Source organism: Nonomuraea sp. NPDC049129, from assembly GCF_040648495.1.
Taxonomy (GTDB): domain Bacteria; phylum Actinomycetota; class Actinomycetes; order Streptosporangiales; family Streptosporangiaceae; genus Nonomuraea.
On the sequence record NZ_JBEZDU010000004.1, the window covers coordinates 410,614 to 427,830 of the forward strand.

14 protein-coding genes and 1 pseudogene are annotated in these 17,217 nt (G+C 72.6%); 10 read left to right on the forward strand and 5 right to left on the reverse strand.

Annotation, left to right across the window (positions count from 1 at the left end):
- Positions 1-12: 12 nt before the first annotated feature.
- From AB0B64_RS14530 to AB0B64_RS14540, 3 genes are read left to right on the forward strand one after another with little or no spacing between them, the layout of a single operon-like run.
- Entirely contained in the window at positions 13-1,047 is a 1,035-nt protein-coding gene (locus AB0B64_RS14530) for a hypothetical protein (RefSeq protein ID WP_358177515.1), read from the forward strand.
- A complete protein-coding gene (locus AB0B64_RS14535; protein WP_358177518.1) occupies positions 1,044-2,222 on the forward strand; it encodes a histidine kinase in 1,179 nt (392 codons plus the stop codon). Before AB0B64_RS14530 ends, AB0B64_RS14535 begins: the two co-directional genes overlap by 4 nt.
- Positions 2,219-2,824: a response regulator transcription factor gene (locus AB0B64_RS14540; RefSeq protein ID WP_357942234.1), complete on the forward strand. Its 606-nt coding sequence runs from the start codon at positions 2,219-2,221 to the stop codon at positions 2,822-2,824. The genes AB0B64_RS14535 and AB0B64_RS14540 overlap by 4 nt, the downstream gene beginning before the upstream one ends.
- Positions 2,825-2,832: 8 nt before the next feature.
- Here AB0B64_RS14540 and AB0B64_RS14545 read toward each other — a convergent pair whose 3' ends face one another.
- Positions 2,833-3,393 (reverse strand): helix-turn-helix domain-containing protein, encoded by a 561-nt coding sequence (locus AB0B64_RS14545; RefSeq protein WP_357942236.1) that lies wholly within the window; start codon positions 3,391-3,393, stop codon positions 2,833-2,835.
- Between the two features lie 68 nt (positions 3,394-3,461).
- On the opposite strand from AB0B64_RS14545, the gene AB0B64_RS14550 reads away from it, so the two are divergent.
- Positions 3,462-4,364 carry an alpha/beta hydrolase gene (locus AB0B64_RS14550; protein ID WP_358177521.1) on the forward strand — a complete coding sequence of 301 codons (903 nt, stop codon included), beginning with the start codon at positions 3,462-3,464 and terminating at the stop codon, positions 4,362-4,364.
- 76 nt (positions 4,365-4,440) lie between these two features.
- Positions 4,441-4,827 (forward strand): nucleotide pyrophosphohydrolase, encoded by a 387-nt coding sequence (locus tag AB0B64_RS14555; RefSeq protein WP_357942240.1) that lies wholly within the window; start codon positions 4,441-4,443, stop codon positions 4,825-4,827.
- On the opposite strand, the gene AB0B64_RS14560 is transcribed toward AB0B64_RS14555, so the two are convergent.
- Positions 4,787-5,404 carry a TetR/AcrR family transcriptional regulator gene (locus AB0B64_RS14560; RefSeq protein WP_358177524.1) on the reverse strand — a complete coding sequence of 206 codons (618 nt, stop codon included), beginning with the start codon at positions 5,402-5,404 and terminating at the stop codon, positions 4,787-4,789. The genes AB0B64_RS14555 and AB0B64_RS14560 overlap by 41 nt on opposite strands.
- A 75-nt stretch (positions 5,405-5,479) precedes the next feature.
- Between AB0B64_RS14560 and AB0B64_RS14565 the strand changes: the two genes are divergently transcribed.
- Positions 5,480-5,902 carry a hypothetical protein gene (locus AB0B64_RS14565; protein WP_357942244.1) on the forward strand — a complete coding sequence of 141 codons (423 nt, stop codon included), beginning with the start codon at positions 5,480-5,482 and terminating at the stop codon, positions 5,900-5,902.
- 2 nt (positions 5,903-5,904) lie between these two features.
- On the opposite strand, the gene AB0B64_RS14570 is transcribed toward AB0B64_RS14565, so the two are convergent.
- Together AB0B64_RS14570 and AB0B64_RS14575 are read right to left on the reverse strand one after the other, a co-directional pair.
- Positions 5,905-7,074: an FAD-dependent monooxygenase gene (locus AB0B64_RS14570; protein WP_358177527.1), complete on the reverse strand. Its 1,170-nt coding sequence runs from the start codon at positions 7,072-7,074 to the stop codon at positions 5,905-5,907.
- 14 nt (positions 7,075-7,088) lie between these two features.
- Positions 7,089-7,553 carry an SAM-dependent methyltransferase gene (locus AB0B64_RS14575; RefSeq protein WP_358177529.1) on the reverse strand — a complete coding sequence of 155 codons (465 nt, stop codon included), beginning with the start codon at positions 7,551-7,553 and terminating at the stop codon, positions 7,089-7,091.
- Positions 7,554-7,662: 109 nt separating this feature from the next.
- Between AB0B64_RS14575 and AB0B64_RS14580 the strand changes: the two genes are divergently transcribed.
- The 3 genes and pseudogenes from AB0B64_RS14580 (at position 7,663) to AB0B64_RS14590 (ending at position 12,426) form a co-directional block, all read left to right on the forward strand.
- On the forward strand, positions 7,663-10,497 hold the full coding sequence (locus AB0B64_RS14580) for an AAA family ATPase (protein ID WP_358177531.1): 2,835 nt from the start codon (positions 7,663-7,665) through the stop codon (positions 10,495-10,497).
- Between the two features lie 287 nt (positions 10,498-10,784).
- Positions 10,785-11,200, forward strand: a pseudogene (locus tag AB0B64_RS14585) (YciI family protein).
- Positions 11,200-12,426, forward strand: a complete 1,227-nt coding sequence (locus AB0B64_RS14590; RefSeq protein ID WP_358177534.1) for a sigma-70 family RNA polymerase sigma factor — start codon at positions 11,200-11,202, stop codon at positions 12,424-12,426. The pseudogene AB0B64_RS14585 and the gene AB0B64_RS14590 overlap by 1 nt, the downstream one beginning before the upstream one ends.
- 5 nt (positions 12,427-12,431) lie before the next feature.
- On the opposite strand, the gene AB0B64_RS14595 is transcribed toward AB0B64_RS14590, so the two are convergent.
- The gene (locus tag AB0B64_RS14595; RefSeq protein ID WP_357942254.1) at positions 12,432-13,949 is read right to left on the reverse strand and encodes an MFS transporter; all 1,518 of its coding nucleotides are present in this window, start codon (positions 13,947-13,949) and stop codon (positions 12,432-12,434) included.
- A gap of 59 nt (positions 13,950-14,008) precedes the next feature.
- On the opposite strand from AB0B64_RS14595, the gene AB0B64_RS14600 reads away from it, so the two are divergent.
- Entirely contained in the window at positions 14,009-17,209 is a 3,201-nt protein-coding gene (locus tag AB0B64_RS14600) for a BTAD domain-containing putative transcriptional regulator (RefSeq protein ID WP_357942256.1), read from the forward strand.
- Positions 17,210-17,217: the final 8 nt, after the last annotated feature.

Here is a 17,217-nt window from a genome sequence, read left to right on the forward strand (position 1 = left end):
GTGGTTCGGCTGGTGGCATTCTGGCGATCCGACCGCGTCGTCCGGCTGGCTCCGGTCGGCGCGGTCGCCTGCAGCGGCCTGCTGCCCTTGCTGCAGGTCGCGCTGTCGTTCAGCTATCTGGGCAACGACTCCCGCACCGGATTGTGGAGCCTCGCGACGACCGCGGTGTACCTGCCTCTGCACCTGCGCCACGTCTGGTACGCGGCGCGCGCCATCCGTCCGCCGGCCGGCCATGGGACATTCGCGGCGATGGCCGTCATCATCCTCGCCGCCACTCCACTGGCCGGGAACATGTGGCCGCGCACCTACGCGAGCCTCGCCGTGTCGGCCGTCCTGGTCCTCCCCGGCCCGTGGTCATTCGTCGCGTACCTGTCGCTGGCGATCGCGGCGGCACCCGTCGCCCTGCTGCTGGGCCTGCCATGGAACGCCGCGCCGTGGCTCACTCTCTCGGAGCTCTGCGGCAGCGGGGCCGTACTCCTGCTCGTCTGGCTCTCCGCCGCCCTCGTCCGCCTGCGGTCGGCCAGGGAGGTGCTCGCCCAGCGGGCGGTCGCACAGGAGCGGCGCCGCATCGACGACGACCTCCGCCGTACGCTCGGCACCGCCCTGGAGTCCCTCGCAGCCCGCGGCGCACGCGCCGCCGACCTGCTGACGACCCCGCTCGACAAGCGGGCTGATCTGGAGGCGGAGCTGTCCGGGCTCGCCGACGATTCCCGGCGTACGCTCGCCGAGGCCAGGCAGCGGGTACGCGGCTACCGCCAGCCGTCCCTCCGAGCCGAACTCGACACGGCCGCCACCCTGCTCTCCGCGGCCGGCATCGAGACCCGCCTGCAACTGCCCCGCACGGGCATCCCCGACACGATCGCACCGCGGCCCCGGGCGGCTCTGCGCGCGACGGTCACCGGCCTGCTGCGCGCCGACGGCGTGAACACCTGCACGATCACGGCAACCGTCCTGGCCGGCGGAGTACGCCTGGAGGTGCGCGCCGACGACACCATCGAAACCATCGACGTGCGGCCCCACATCCACACGTCCGAGGCCCGCCCATGACCCCGCCGATCGCGCCGCGGTGGGTCGTGCGCCACCCCCTCTGGCCGCTGATCGCCCTGCACGTTCTGCTGGCCGTACAGGTCCCCGTCTACACGACCCTCGGCATGGACGGTCCACCCGGCAACCCGGTCGCCGCCACTGCCGCCTGCGCCCTGGCCCTCTGGCTGAGCCTGCGACACAGCCTGGCCGCCTCCAGAGGCGAACGCCCGGCGGGCTGGCCCTGGACCCTGGCGGCGCTCGTCATCCTCGCCAACGTCCCCCTGTGGTGGTTCGGCTCGAACTGGCAGGCCTTCACCAGCTTCGCCCTCGCCTCGATCGTGATGCTGCTGCGTGGCCGTCTGATGCTGTTCGCGGTGATCGCGCAGCTCCTGCACAACCCGGCGAAGGAGGTGATCGCCATGCTGCGCGACGACGCCCACACCATCCCCCAGGCCCTCCTTCTGGGCGCGTACGCCCTGTTCGCCCTCATCCTGTATGCCGGCACGCTGGTCGGTGGCGCCCGGCTGGTCCGGCTGCTGAACGAGCTGGAGGCCACCCGCACCGAGCTGGCCGCCACCGCCGTCGGCGAGGAACGCATCCGCGTCTCCCGCGACCTGCACGACCTGCTCGGCCAGAGCCTGTCGGCCATCTCCCTCAAAGGCGACCTGGCCCTCCGCCTGCTCGCGAAAGATGTGGCCGCCGCCCGCGACGAGGTCGAGAGCCTGACCGGCGTCGCCAGGGACGCGCTGCGGGATGTACGCGCGATCACCCGCGACGAGCACTCCGTATCGCTGCGCACCGAGATCGACGGCGCCGCGGCCCTGCTCGGCGCCGCCGGCGTCGACACCCGCCTGGACGTGGCCGACCTGCCGCCCCTGTCGGCCCCTGCCCAGAACGCCCTGGCCTGGGCGATCCGCGAAGGCACCACCAACCTGCTACGTCACAGCGACGCCCGCACCTGCGCCATCACCCTCACCCACCACCAGGGCACGATACGCCTGGAGATCGTCAACGACGGCGTCCAGCCCTCCTCTGGGGCAGCCGACCTGACCCGCACCCCACCCCACCTCACCCCGCCCGGCACAGGGCTCTCCGGGTTGGCCGAGCGGACCCGCGCCGCCTCCGGCGCGTGGCTCACCACCGTCCACGACGGCCTGTTCCTGCTGTCGGTAGAAGTCCCCGAGGAGGTCGCGTGATCCGCGTGCTGATCGCCGAGGACATGCACATGATCCGCTCAGCCCTGGTCGCCCTGCTGTCGCTGGAGGACGACATGGAGGTCGTCGCCGAGATCGAACGCGGCGACGAGGTCCTCGCCACCGCCCTCCGCGTCCACCCCGACGTGGCGGTCCTCGACATCGACATGCCCGGCCTGGACGGCCTGTCCGCCGCCGAACAACTGTCCGCCCAGCTCCCCGCCTGCCGCACCCTCGTCCTCACCGGCCTCAGCCAGCCCGGCAACCTCCTCCGCGCCCTGAAGGTCCACGTCAGAGGCTTCATCGTCAAGGACGCCCCCGCCCACGCCCTCACCGACGGCATCCGCCGCATAGCCCGCGGCGAACGCGTCATCGACCCCGAACTCGTCGCCGCCGCCCTCGAAACCGGCAGCAGCCCGCTCACCCCTCGCGAGACCGAGGTCCTGCGCGCCGCCGCCACCGGCATCCGCGTCGCCCAGATCGCCACCGATCTCTCGCTGTCACAGGCCACCGTACGCAACTACCTGTCGAACGCGATCAACAAGGTCGGCGCCCGCAACCGCATCGACGCCATCCGCATCTCCCGCGACGCCGGCTGGCTCTGAACCCCGTCCTACTCACCTTGAGGTCGGTGACTTTCCGGCTGTGGATCCTCGGTCGGAAAGAAGATCGTGCTCAGCAGGTGGTGGCCGCGGTCCGGTGCGGGTTCGTTCCGCAGCCGGGGCATGATGACGCCGACCATGTCGCTGATCATCTCGGTGCGTTCGTCCTCGTTGAGCCAGAGCGGGAACTGCCGGTACGACACCGAGTCCGCGGTCGGGTCGGCGTTCTCGCGGTCGAGATAGGCGTTGAACTCCGCGAGCAGGGCCGCCATGGCCGCGGCGAAGCCGTGCCGGTGGTCTTCCAAGGACATCGACGCGGCCGCGTCCTGATCGATCACCGCCCGCGTCCGGCGTAGCCGGTAGTGGCGTTCGACGGCGCCGTGCACCCGCTGCTCGCCCTCCACCTCCAGGACTCCCGCCTCGGCCAGCAGGCCCACGTGCCGGTACACCGTGGTCTTGGGGACGTCGGGCAGGCGAGCACACAGGTCGGACGTGGTGCGGGTCAGTCCGCCGGACATGGCGTGCACGATGCGCAGCCGAACCGGGTGCAGGAGCAAGTCAAGCGTGTCCATCTGGCTACGATCCCATATCTGGTACTGTTCCCAAACTTGGGAAAGCAACGTACAGGAGGGGTTCCGCGATGAAGGACCAACCGACGCTCCCATTGGGGCGGTTCTACGAGGTGGGAGGGCGGCGGCTGCCGCTGCACCGATCGGGCGACGGGAGCCCGGCGGTGGTGTTTCTGCCTGGAGCCGGATCGTCCGGCATGGATTTCCTGAACGTCCAGGAGCGGGCCGCCGAGCTCACCACGAGCGTGCTCTACGACCGTGCCGGAACGGGATGGAGCGACCGGGCCGAGCTGCCGCGCACCTCCACCGAGGTCACCGACGAGCTGCGCGAGCTGCTGCGGGTCGCCGGCGTGCCCGCGCCGTACCTGCTGGTCGGCCATTCCCTCGGCGGCCTGTACGCCCGCCACTACGCGCAGCGCTTCCCCGGCGAGGTGTCGGGCCTGGTCCTGGTCGAACCCGAACACGAGGACTACGACGCGTACATGCCCCCGAAGCTGGTCGAGACCTGGGCCGAATGGCACCCCGACCAGGCGATTCCCGACGAGCTGCCCGACGAGGTCATCCAGTTCTACCGCGGCCTGTTCACGCAGGTGCTGGCCGACTGGCCGGCGGCCACCCGCGAGCTGCTCGTCGAACGCCATGTCAGCCCGGAATGGATAGGGATCGGCGCCCAGGAGGCGGCGAACCGCTACCAACTCCACGACGAGGTATGCGGGGCGGGGCGGCTGCCCGACGTGCCGCTGATCGTGCTCACCGCCACAGGTATCGACGCCTTCAAGGAAGCGGTGTCCCAGGGCACCCCCGAATCGCTGCTGCGCGAGGAGATCGACGGCAAGCGGCGACTCTATGACGCGCTGGCCGCCTCGGTTTCGCGCGGCGAGAACCGCCTAGTCGACGACGTCGGCCACGCCTCCATCATCTTCCGCCGGCCCGACGCCGTCTTCCAGGCGATCCACGACCTCCTCAACGGGTGACCATGACCTCCATGACCTCCATGGCCTCCTCGGCAGTTGACGGCGGGCGCCGCGCGGCCCGCTAAGGTCGTCAGGCGTGACGAACGAGTTGGAGCCACTCGCCGAACGGCAGCGGGAGTTCGCGCGTGCGCGAGACTGGGAGCAGTTCCACACGCCGAAGAACCTCGCCATGGCACTGGCGGGGGAGGCAGGGGAGTTGCTGGCGGAGTTCCAATGGCTCACCCCCGACGAGTCGGCCGACCTCGACCCCGAGGCGCTCGCCCGGGTCCGCTCGGAGCTCGCCGACGTGACGCTCTATCTGGTACGGCTGGCGGACGTGCTCGGCGTCGACCTGGTGGCGGCCGCCAACGCCAAGCTCGACGAGGGCGAACAACGCTATGACGCCGACCTCTACCGCGGCTCCGCCAGAAAGGCCCCACCCCTCAACCAGTCTCCTCGCGAGAGCCGGCCTCCTCGCGAGTGAGCGCCGCTGCCGTGGCGTCGGCGACGGTGGTGGCGAAGGCGGGCAGGTTGGATCGGTCTTCGAGCAGCAGGAACAGCCAGGCGAACACCGGCCCGAGCAGCAGCGCGTGCACCACCGCCGGTTCGGGCCGCCGCGCCAGCTCGCCCCGCCCGATCGCCCGGTCGAGGATCTCGACCAGGCAGCGCCGTTCGGCGGCGACGAACGTGGCGGTGAACTTGGCCGCCAGAGCCGGATCCGCGTGGACGTCGGCCAGCAGGCCGGGCACCACGCCGGGTGGCGGCGCGGCCAGCTGGTCCACCATGAGGTGGGTCAGGGTGGCGAGGTCGGCGCGGAGTGAGCCCGCGTCGGGAGGCGTGTCGAGCTCCAGGTCGTGCAGCGCCACCGCGAAGATCATCTCCTGCTTGGTGGCGTACCGTCGGTAGATGGCGGCCTTGCCCACGCCTGCCCTGGTCGCGACCGTGTCGACCGTCAGCTGCGCGTAACCGTGCTCGGCGATCAGCTCGCGCGCGGCGGTGGCGATGGCCTTGTCCACCCGGTCGTCCCGGGGGCGGCCCAGGGGCTGCTTTCGTTCCCGCATGGCGGCGAGTATACGGAACTCATAGTTCCGGAAAAGACTTGCGCAGAGGTCAAAGCAGATCCATGATACGGAACTATGAGTTCCGAAACTGATGTTTCCGTAAGAGGGGTGGTGTGGGCGGGCGGGATCATCATGTTCCTGGCCGCCGGGCACCTGCTGATCACCGGAGTGATCAGTGCCCAGCACCTGCCGGACTGGTTCAGCGGTGCGCTGTGGCTGGGCGCGGACGGGCTCGACGGCCTGCGCGATCCGGCACCGGCGGCGGGCGCCTTCTGGATGGTGTGGGGCAGCTTCGCCGTGCCGCTCGGGCTGGTCGGGGCGCTGGTGGTCCGGTTCGGGCGGCTCGGACAGGTGCCGCCGCCGTACATCGCGATCGGGGTGGCCGTGTGGGGCCTGGTCGCGGCCGTGGTGCTGGAGCCCACGCCGTTCGTACTCGTCGTGATCCCGGCGGGCATGCTGCTCGCCGCCCAGCGCGGGCGCCGGGCGGCGACCGCGTGAGCTCAGTGCCTGTCGGCCGCGGCCAGCTCGGACAGGTTCATCGCCATCGTGTGGTGGACCGCCGGGATCCAGTCCAGGGCGCGCAGGGCCGTGTTGCGCAGGACTCGCAGCGGTGAGTTGCCCACGGTCGCGATCTTCGTCATCTTGTGGGTGAAGGCGACCACTTCCTCGGCGACCGGGCGGCGCTCCGCTTCGTACTCGTCCAGGACCGTCTCCGGAGCGCCGTCGCGCAGCACCGCGGTGAGCTTCCCGGCCAGGTTGAGCGCGTCCTGGATACCGGTGTTCATGCCCTGGCCGCCGGCCGGGCTGTGGACGTGGGCGGCGTCGCCGGCCAGGAACAGCCGGCCCGCCCGGTAGTGGTCGGCCAGCCGGTGGTGGACCCGGAAACGGGAGCTCCAGACCAGGCCGGTGACCATGGACCGGTGAGCGTGGGGACCACGGGCGTCGAGCAGCGCCTGGATGTCGGCGGCAGTCGGGTGCTCGGCAGCCTCGTCGACCGTCGCGACGATCCGGTGGCGGCCGCCCGGCAGCGGGGCGACCACGGTCACCCCCTCCGGGGCGAAGTACAGCGCGACCTCGTCGGCGGGTCCCGTCCAGTCGAGATGGACGTCGGCCAGGATGAACGACTGGGCGTAGGTGTCGCCCGTGAAGGAGATCCCGCTCTGCTCGCGGATCGTGCTGTGCATGCCGTCGGTGCCGACGACGTACGAGGCGTGGATCAGCCCGCCGTCGGAGGTCTTGGCGGTGACGCCGGTGGGCTGCTGCTCGACGATCGAGATCTCGTACGGGCGGTGGACCGTGCCGCCCTGGCTGAGCAGCCGGTTCAGCAGGACCTGCTCGGTGATGTTCTGAGGGACCAGCAGCGTGTACGGGAAATCGGTCGGCAGCTTGTCGAAGCCCACCGTGAGCAGGACCCGGTCACGGTCGCGGACGGTGAAGCGGGGCACGGTGACACCGGCGGCCACCAGTTCGTCGCTCACGTCTATCGCGCGCAGCACCTCCAGGGTGCGGGCGTGCACGACCGCCGCCCGCGACGTGTTCGCGCCTTCCGGCGCCTTGTCCACGAGTACGGCGTCCACCCCCTGCCCGGCCAGCGCCGTGGCCAAGGAGAGCCCGGCCGGGCCCGCGCCGACGATCAGGACGTCCGTACTGGCGGGAAGCTTGGCATTCATGTTGTGGAGTCCCCTCAGTAGTAGTGACGCATCAGTTCGGTCGCCCAGGCCGGCTGTACGACCTCGCCCTGCGGGCCGAACTCCGCCATATAGGGCTTGAGATCGAGGACCGGGCTGCCGTCGATGGCGTCCAGGCCGCGGACGCGTACGTCGAAGCCGTCGACGCCGAGCAGGCGGCAGCGGGAGACGCCCAGCCGGTTCGGGCGGTTCTTGCCGCGCTGGGCGAAGATGCCCACCAGCGGCCAGTCCGGGTTGCCCCTGGGACGGCGGGCCGAGGTGTTCACCGAAGCGGGGTCCACGAGGTGGAACTGGAACACCACCTCCAGGTGCGAGAACGCCTCCAAACCGGCCAGGGAGTCCGGCGCGAAGCGGCTCCCGTCGAGCCGGATCACGGCCTCCTCGGTGTTCCAGTCGTCGTCGAACGCCTCGGTACGCCCGCCGACGACGGTCCCCACCGGCTGCAGGCTCACATGTTCCATAACTCAGGACCGTAAGGGCCGCGCCGCCCCGGCCGAATCCGTCACGGTGACCGGTACCTGGGAGGGCGGCTCACGGGATTCGGTCACCGGTTAGGTAGGGTCGGGCAGCATGATCGGCCGACACGCGGAGATCGCCCTCCTGCGGGGGATGATCGCCGAGTCCGGGGCCGGCCAGGGCAACGCCATCGTGGTGTACGGCCAGGCCGGGATCGGCAAATCGGCGCTGCTCGCGGAGGTCGCCCGGACAGCCGGCGGGGACCCGCTGGTGCTCCGCGTCACCGGCGTCGAGGCCGAGGCCGAGCTGCCCTTCGCCGCCCTGCACATGCTGCTGGGGCCGGCCCGGCAGCTCATCGCGGAGCTTCCGGCGGCGCAGCGGGACGCCTTGCGCGGCGCTTTCGGCCAGAGCGAGGGCGGGGCCCAGGACCGGTTCCTGGTCGGCCTCGCGGTGCTGACCCTGCTCGCCGACCTCGCCGGCGAGCGCCCCCTGCTGTGCCTCGTGGACGACGTGCAGTGGCTGGACCGTGCCTCGGTGGACGCGCTGGTGTTCGCGGCCCGCCGGCTGGGCGCCGAGCGGATCACCATGATCCTGGCCGCTCGCGACGACGGTACGGAGCGGCCCGTCGACGGCGTACCCGAGCTGCGGCTCGCCGGTCTCGCCCGGCCCGACTGCGAGGCGCTGCTGGCCGAGGTGGCGGCCGATCTGGTGCCCGAGGCGCGGGATCGGGTGATCGAGGAGGCCGAGGGGAATCCCTTGGCGCTGCTGGAGTTCGCCGGGACCCTCACTCCCGAGCAGCGGGCCGGCCGGCTGAGCCCGCTGCCCCTGCAACCACCCCGGCTTTCCCTGGCCGGCCGCCTCGAACAGTCGCTGCGCGCCGCGATCCGGCTGCTCCCCGAACGCACCCAGCGGCTACTCCTGATCGCCGCGGCCGAGGACTCCGGCGACCTGGACCTCGTCCTGCGAGCGGCACAGAGCTTCGAGGCGGCGGGCTTTGGGGCCGGGTTGGCCGATCTGGAACCGGCCGAGCGCCGCCAGCTGGTGCGGGTCTCGGAGGATCGGCTGTGGTTCCGCCACCCCCTGGTCAAGACCGCCGCATATCGCGAGGCGCCGCTCGCCCATCGGGTGGCCGCCCATCACGCGCTGGCGCGGGTTCTCGACGGTGACGAGCAGGCCGACCGCCGCGCCTGGCATCTGTCCGCCGCCGCGGTCGGGCCGGACGAGGAGACGTCGGCCGTACTGGCCGCGACGGGGGACCGCGCCCGGCAACGCGGCAGCCACGCCTCGGCCGCCACCGCGTACGAGCGGGCCGCGCAGCTGACCGTCGACCGGCGGCTGCGGGCTCAGTGGCTGGCCGCGGCCGCCGAGGCGGCGATCGGCACCGGGCAGCTGGCCCGCGCGGGCGCCGCCGCCGACCGGGGACGACGCCTGACCGGGGATCCCGCGGTGCTGGCCCGGCTGGCCGCCGTACGGGCCGTGGTCGACGCCGAACACGGCGGCCCGACGCCGGCCGCGCACACCCTGATCGAGGCCGCGGTGGGCATCGCCGGGAACGCGCCGGACGACGCGGCCACCCTCCTCGCCACCGCCGCCGGTGAGGCCTGGTTCGCGGGCGACCGTGCCGCGCTCGGGCAGATCACGGACCTCCTGGCCGCTCTCGGCCCGGGGATCGACGCCTCCCTCGCGACGGTGGCCGGAGCGGTACGCGGCATGGAGCGGGTGGCCGCGGGAGACCCGGCCGCCGGACTCCCACTCCTGCGCGCCGCCATCGTCCCGCTACGCGCGGCCCTCCCCACAAGCACCGCGACCTTCCCTACGAGCGCCGCAATCCCGGCACCGCACGCGAGCCTTCCCACGCCCGCCGCCGGCCGGGTCATCGGGACGTACGCCGTGTTCAGCGCCCTGATGACCGGCGATGACGCCGCCGCCTGCGAGATGGCGGCCGCGCAGGTGGACACCTGCCGCGAACAGGGCCTGATCGGCGCTCTGCCGCACGCTCTCCAACTGCTCACCCAGGCCCAGATCCTCCACGGCCGGCACGCGGAGGCGGCGGCCTCAGGTGCCGAGGCGTGGCAGATCGCGCATGACACCGGGCAGGCCGGGCGGCTGCGCCACCTGCACGGCATCCTGGCCCGCCTCGCCGCCATAGAAGGCGATGACGAGAGGTGCGTACGGCTCGCCCAGCAAGCCGAGGGCGCCGCCCAGGAGCGCAACGGATCCGGCTGGGGCGGCTGCGCGCTGACCCTGCTCGACCTCGTACGCGCTCGGCACGAAGCGGTGGCCGAGCGGATGGCGCGGGTCCTCGGCGGACCGCTCGGCCACACCGTGATCGTCACCTTCGCCATAGCCGACTACGTCGAGGCCTGCGCCCGCCTGGGTGAGCCGTCACTGGCCACCGAGGCGTTCGCCCGGTTCGACGCCTGGGCGGCGGCCAGTGCCCAGCCGTGGGCCGCCGCCGTCGCGTACCGCTGCCGGGCCCTGCTCGCCCCACCCGGCGAGGCCGAGGCGCACTACGCCGAGGCGCTCCAGCGGCACACCCAGGGTGGGCGGCCGTTCGAGCGGGCCAGGACCGAGTTGTTGTACGGCGAGTGGCTGCGGCGGGGCCGCCGGCGGTCCGATGCCGGCGTGCGGCTGCGTGCCGCGATGGACCGGTTCGCCGCGCTGGGCGCGAACCCTTGGGCCGAACGCGCCCGTACGGAGCTGGCCGCCACCGGCGCCCGCGCCGACCTGCCGGAGCCCGGCGGCCAGGCCAGACCACTCGACACGCTGACCCCGCAGGAACTGCAGGTCGTCCGGCTGGCCGCGACGGGCGCCACGAACCGGCAGATCGCCGCCCAGCTCTTCCTGAGCCCGCGGACGGTGGGGTTCCACCTGTACAAGGCGTACCCGAAGCTGGGCGTCTCCTCGCGCACGGACCTGGCGGGTATCGACCTGGGCTGGCCCGCCTGATGGAAAACACCACATGCCGCCTTTCCGCGGTGTGGAGGGGGCGGGATTTGTCGCCTTCCAGAGCTGCGACGTTAAGCTTTCTGCTCAGCATGGCAAGCTTTCTGATCAGCATGGCGTCCGCGCGTCAGCCACCGCTCAGGGGCCGATCTGACGGGCGAAACGCGGGTTGGCGGGATCGGCCGCGTCGCGGCGAGAGATTTCTCCGGGGCCGTGTCGATCCGCGGGCGGCTCGTTCGACATGTGGGTGTGAGGGCCGAGAGGCGGCCCCGCCGGATGAGGAGAACGCGATGTCGAAGTACATGCTGATCATGCGGGGTACCGATGAGTCGAACGCGGCCATGATGGCCGACATCGACGAGATGATGGCCACGACCCGCCAGTTCATCGAGGAGATGGTCAAGGCCGGCGTTCTCCTCGCGGCGGAAGGGCTGGATGATCCGGCCCGGGGCGTCGTGGTCGACTTCAGCGGCCAGGCCCCGGTGGTCACGGACGGGCCTTACGGAGAGACCAAGGAACTGTTCGGGGGCTACTTCCTGCTCGACGTCGCCTCGAAAGAGGAGGCGATCGAGTGGGCCAAGCGGGTCCCGGCGGCCCCCGGGTCCAAGATCGAGGTCCGGCGGGTGGCCGGGAGCGACGAGGTCCCGCAGGTCGACCGGTGATCGTCAAGGACTGGGCCGGGCGCGAGAGCAACGGCCAGATCTGATGGGTGCGGCTGATGTCGAGGCCGTCTGGCGGATCGAGTCGGCGCGGATCGTCGCCGCGCTGACCCGGTTCACCGGCGATTTCGGGCTGGCAGAGGACGCGGCCCAGGAGGCGGTGGCCGAGGCGCTGGTGTCGTGGCCGCTCGCCTCTCCGGCGAATCCGGCCGGCTGGCTGATGGCCACGGCCCGGCGGCGGGCGATCGACGCGATCCGCCGCCGGACCGCCCTGCAGGACCGATACGCCCTGCTGGCGGCCGACCTGGCGGCCGACTCGGCGGTTGACGAAGACATCGATCCCGACAAGATCGATGACGACGTGCTGGCGTTGATGTTCGTCAGCTGTCACCCGGTGCTCTCCCCGGAGGCTCGGGTGGCGCTGACCCTGCGTGTGGTCGGCGGCCTGTCCAGCGAGGAGATCGCCCGCGCGTTCCTCGTACCCGTGCCGACCGTGCAGGCCCGCATCACCCGGGGCAAGAAGACGATCGCGGCGGCCGGGGTGCCGTTCGAGCTGCCGCCGGCCGCCGAGCGCCGGGAACGGCTGGGCGGCGTGCTCAGCGTCCTCTACGTGATCTTCACCGAGGGGTCGACGGCCACGTCGGGGGACCGGCTGCTGCGCCCCGAGGTCGCCTACGAGGCGATTCGGCTGGCCCGCACGCTGGCCGCGCTGCAGCCGGACGAACCGGAGGTGCATGGCCTGCTGGCGTTGTGCGAGCTGACGGCCGCGCGTTTCCCGGCCCGGACCGGGCCGGCCGGTTCACCGATCCTGCTGGAGGATCAGGATCGGCGGCTGTGGGACTTCTCGGCGATCCGCCGTGGGCTGGCCGCGCTGGCCAAGGCATCGACGCGCGGCCTCGGCCCCTACGGCCTGCAGGCCGCGATCGCCGCCACCCACGCGTCGGCGCCCTCGGTCGAGGCGACCGACTGGGACCGGATCGTGGTGCTCTACGAGGCACTCGGCCGGGTCGCGCCCTCGCCGGTGGTCGAACTCAACCGGGCCGTCGCCGTGGCCATGGCCTCGGGCCCGGCGCAAGCCCTGGCCATCGTGGACGAGCTGATCGCCTCGGACCGGCTTCCCGGTTCGCATCTGGTCCCGACCGTACGCGGCGAGCTGCTGGCCCGGCTCGGACGGCGACCGGAAGCGCGCGCCGAGCTGGAGCTGGCCGCCCGGCTGTGCGCCAACCAGCGCGAACGCTCAGTGCTGCTGCGCAAGGCGGCCGAGCTGGGCTGAGGGCGTCATGCGGCGGCGAGTGCCTCCGAGTTGTCCGCCTGCGCGGCGCGGTCGTGGTGGCGGAGCACGGCGATCGTGACGGCGGCGAGGACGAGGAAGACCACCACGCCGACCGCCGCCACCGCGTTGAGCCCGGTGGTGAAGGCGTCCCTGGCGACCTCCAGTACGCCGGGCAGGTCCTTGGCGACCGTCACCGCCGCGGTGATGCTCTCGCGGGCACCCTCCACCGGCAGCGTGTCCGGCAGCTGGTTGCGATAGACGGCGGTACCGAGGCTGCCCAGCACGGCCACGCCCACGGCCACCCCGAACTCGCCGGAGGTCTCGCCGAGCGCCGCCGCCGATCCGGCCTTCTCCACCGGGGCGGCCGTCATGATCAGGCCGTTGCCCGCGCCCATCGGCACCGCGATCCCGGCGGAGGCGAGGATCAGGCCGACCACGACCAGCCACGTACCGCCGACGCTGGGCACCTGGGTGTGCACGAACAGCCCCACAGCGCCGACCACCAGCCCACCCGCCATCGCGTACGCCGTCCCGAACCGGCGGGCGAGGACCGGGGCGAGCGTCAGCGCGGCGATCATCACGATGTTCTGCGGCACCAGCCACAGCCCGGCGCTCAGGGGTGACAGCCCGGCGACCGTCTGCAGGTACGTCGTGGACATCAGCGTGGTGCCCGCCATGACCACGCCGCCGAGCAGCATGATCCCGAGGGTGGCGGCGAACGCGCGGTTGCCGAACAGGCGCAGGTCGAGCAGCGGGCTGGCCAGACGGCGCTGGCGGCGGACGAACACCACGCCGACACCCACACCGATCACGACCGCGGCGACGGCCACGGGGTTGACGCCGTTCCTGGCGGCGTCCTTGAGCCCGTAGATGAACGGCAGGATGGCGGTCAGCGACAGCGCGACGCTGGCCGGGTCGAGCCGCCCGGCGGCCGGGTCGCGATACTCGGGCAGCAGCGCCCGCCCGGTGGCCAGCAGCAGCACCATGAACGGCACGCCGAGCAGGAACGCCGAGCCCCACCAGAAGTGCTCCAGCAGCAGGCCGCCCACCAGGGGACCGAGCGCCATGCCGACCATGAAGCAGCTGAACCAGATCCCGATCGCGGCACCCATCTGCTTCGGATCCCGGAACATGTTGCGCAGCAACGCCATCGACGACGGCATCAAGGTGGCCCCCGCGACGCCCAGCAGAGCCCGGGTGGCGATGAGCATCTCGGCGCTGACCGAGAAGGCGGCCAGCATGGACGCGGCGCCGAAGCAGGCGGCGCCGATCATCAGGAGCCGGCGGCGGCCGATCCTGTCGCCCAGTGTTCCCATCGTGACCAGGAACCCGGCCAGCATGAACGAATAGATGTCCAGGATCCACAGCTGCTGCGGCGCGCTCGCGCCCAGACCGGCGCTCAGCCGCGGCAGCGCCAGGTAGAGGACGCTCCCGTCAAGGGAGAGAAGCAGGGCCACCGAGGCCAGGACGCCCAGCCCGAGCCATTCCCGTCGTCCGGCGAGGTCGTTCATCGTGTTTCCCATGCCTTCACGGTGCTGGAGCGGCCTTCAGATCCACTTCTCGTCCGCTTAAGGTGGCCCTTATGCGCTTTGGGGTGCTCGGGCCGCTGGCCGTATGGACCGACCAGGGGGAGCCCGTCACGATCCCCGGGCTGAAGGTCCGCGCGCTACTCGCCGACCTGCTGGTGGACGAGGGCCGGCCGGTGTCGACCGACCGGCTCGTGGACGACCTGTGGGCGGGCGAACCGCCCGCCAAGTCCGCGGGCGCGCTCCAGGTGCGGGTCTCGCAGCTGCGGCGCGCGCTGGAGGAGGCCGAGCCCGGCGGGAAGAACCTGATCATCTCGCGCGCGCCCGGCTACCTGCTCAAGGCCGCCGAGGGTACGGTCGACGCCGCGCGGTTCGCCGACCTGCTGGCCCGCGCCGAGACGGCCGAGAGCCCGCGGACCAGGGCGGAGCTGCTGTCCGACGCGCTGGCGCTGTGGCGCGGCCCGGCGTTCGCCGACTTCGCCGACGAGGAGTACACCAGGTCCGCGATCCTCCGGCTGGAGGAGCAGCGGCTGTCCGCCCTGGAACAGCAGGCCGAGGCGCGGCTGGAGCTGGGCGAGCACGGCCTGCTCGTGGGTGAGCTCGGTGACCTGGTGGCCCGCAATCCGCTGAGGGAGCGGCTGCGGGCCGTACACATGCGGGCCCTGTACCGCGCGGGACGGCAGAGTGAGGCGCTGGCCAGCTACGCCGACCTGCGCGAACGGCTGGCCGAGGAGCTCGGCCTCGATCCCGGGCCCGAGCTGGCCGCGCTGCACCAGGCCATACTCGGCCAGGACCCGGCGCTGAGCAGCCCGGCCGACCGGCCCGTCACGAACCTGCCCGCCTCGCTCAGCGACCTGATCGGCCGGGACGGCGCGCTGGCCGAGGTCCGTACCCTGCTGGAGAGCAACCGGCTCGTCACGCTGACCGGCAGCGGCGGCGTCGGCAAGACCCGGCTGGCCCTGGAGACCGCCACCCGGCTCGCCGACGCGTACGCGGACGGCGCATGGCTGGTCGAGCTGGCCCCCCTCGATCGGGGGACGCGCTCACCGGACCCCGACGGGCGGGCGGAGGCGGCGGAGCTCGACATCCGGGCGGTGGCGGAGACCGTCGCGGCGGCGCTCGACATCCGGGAAGAGTCCGACGGGACGCCCCTGGTCGACCGGCTGGCCGACGCGCTGCGCTCCCGGCGGCTCCTGCTCGTCCTCGACAACTGCGAGCACGTGATCGAGCGGGTCGCCGAGCTGACCGGCCGGTTGCTGCGGGCCGCCCCCGGGCTGCGCGTGCTGGCCACCAGCCGGGAACCGCTTGCGGTGGCCGGTGAGGTGCTGTGGAGCGTGCCGCCGCTGGACGTACCGGCCGGCGCCGACCCCGAAGAGGTGGCGCGGTCCGAGGCGGCCCAGCTGTTCGTGGCGCGGGCCGCCGCCTCCGCACGCGGCTTCACCCTCGACGAGGGGAACGCCGGGGCGGTCGCGCAGCTCTGCCGGCGGCTCGACGGCATCCCGCTGGCTCTGGAGCTGGCCGCGACGCGGGTACGCGCGCTCGGCGTGCACGGGGTGGTGGCCAGGCTCGACGACCGGTTCCGGCTGCTCGCCTCCGGGCAGCGCGGCGCGCCGCCGCGTCAGCAGACGCTGATGGCGGTGATCGACTGGAGCTGGCAGCTGCTCACCGAGCCCGAACGCGCCGTCCTGCGCCGCCTGGCCGTCCACGCCGACGGCTGCACGCTGGAGGCCGCGGAGGAGACCTGCGCGGAGGACGGGCTCGACGTGCTCGACCTGCTCGCGCGGCTGGTCGACCGCTCGCTGGTGGTCGTGGCCGACGGTACGGGGGGCATGCGGTATCGGTTGCTGGAGTCGGTGGCCGAGTACTGCCTGGAGCGGTTGTCGGAGGCGGGTGAGCTGGATCGGGTACGACAGGCGCACTCGGCCTATTACACGGCGCTGGCCGTACAGGCTGAGCCGTTTCTCTACGGGCACGCCCAGCGGGAGTGGCTGCTGCGGCTGGACGCGGAGGCCACGAACATGCGGGCGGCGCTCGACGCGGCCGCGGCGGCGGGGGACGCGGCCGGTGCGCTGACGCTGGTGAACGCGCTGGCCTGGTACTGGGTGCTGCGCGGCCGGTTGGCCGAGGGGCGCCGGTCCCTGGAGTCGGCCCTGGCCATCGCGGACGACGGTGCTGTTTCGGAGGCTCGGGCCAGGGCGGGGGCGTGGCGGGCCGGGTTCGCCGTCATGCTGGGGGAGGACGTCGACTGGCGGTCCGCCGTGGATCAGGTGGCGGATCCGGGCGTACGGGCCAGGGCCGAGTGGTTCATCGGCTCGTCGGCGCTCGACATGGTGACCGGGCAGGAATTGGTGACGAGCGCGCTGGCGACGTTCCGGACCATGGGCGATGAGTGGGGGATCGCCGCGGCCCTGAGCTGCCGGGCGCGGGACGCCTTCACGCGACGGGACTTCGTGGCCCTCGAACGCGACGGCGAGGAGAGCGCGCGGCTGTTCCGGCAGCTCGGCGACCGGTGGGGAGTGCTCCAGGCCACGGAGTGGCTCGGCGGGCTGGCCGAGATGGGGGGCGACGCGGAGCGGGCCAGGCGGCTGTTCGCCGACGGGCTGCGGATGGCGGAGGACCTCGGGCTCTGGCCGGAGGTGGCCGGGCGCACCGCGTGGCTGGGCTGGATGGAGCTGGGGGCGGGCGACTTCGAGCGGGCCATGGAGCTGTGCGGGCGGGCCCTGCACATCGCCTCCGGACAGGGCCATCGAGAGACCACGATCATGGCCGAGATGGGGCTCGCCTATGCCGAGCGCCGGGCCGGCCACCTCGACCTGGCGGAGCAGCGCCTGAACCATCTGCTCGAAGGGATCGCCAGGGGTCCCGGCGTCGAGCCCGCCCTGCACCTGCCGGACACTCTCGTCGAGCTCGGCTTCCTCATCGAGCGGCGGGGCGACGTCGCGACCGCCAGGGACCTGCACCTGGAGGCGCTCACGGCGGCGCAGCGCATCGGCGACCCGCGCTCGGCGACGTGGGCCGTGGAGGGCCTGGCCTCCGCCGTGGCCGCCGGAGGCGCCCATGAACGGGCCGCCCGGTTGCTGGGGCTGGCGGCGGGCGTCCGCGAGCACAACCAGACGCCTGCCGCGCCGTCGGAGGCGGCTGAGGTCACGCGGGTCACCGAGGTGGTCGTGGAAGCGTTGGGGGAGGCGGCGTTCGGCATCGCGTACGAGCAGGGCGGCAGGCTGAAACTCGAGGACGCGGCCGACCTGAGCCCATAAGGCCTGTG